Genomic DNA, 478 nt, shown 5'->3' on the forward strand with positions numbered 1-478 from the left:
CTGTCTTTCTCCAAGCTGGAAACAGAAGCCCGTGAGTTGATGATTACGCGTGCTGAAGAACTCTTCAACATCCCTATCAGAAAAAAATCTGGGGCCAAATCGTAACGGAACTGGTCAGTCAGCGCAACCTGAAAGTTGCGTTGGCCTGCCGTCTGTTTGGCCATTGTCGTCAAGCCTACTACCAGTCAAAGGCTGACATTGAGAGTCAGATACATAGGGAACGTCTCATGCTGGATGCTGTCCGTGATATCCGTATCGAAGATCCGGGTATAGGCTGTTACAAACTGTGGATTATGCTCACCGTGCTTTTTGGAGCCGGGTTCATGCCTGGGCGGGACAGCTTTTATGCATTGCTCCGGCAACACCGCTTGATGCTTCCTGCCCGCAAGACCCGGCATACGACGAACTCCAACCATCGCTACCACAAGTGGAAGAACCTAATCAAAGGACTGACCTTGACTTCAGCCAACCAGTTGTG

1 pseudogene is annotated in these 478 nt (G+C 50.8%); it reads left to right on the forward strand.

Going from position 1 to position 478, the window contains the following annotated elements:
* Positions 1–227: 227 nt before the first annotated feature.
* Positions 228–478 (forward strand): annotated as a pseudogene (locus tag DXD65_RS21145) (IS3 family transposase); the annotation flags it as partial.

The sequence above is a fragment of the Bacteroides sp. 4_1_36 genome (assembly GCF_003466325.1).
GTDB lineage: Bacteria > Bacteroidota > Bacteroidia > Bacteroidales > Bacteroidaceae > Bacteroides > Bacteroides uniformis.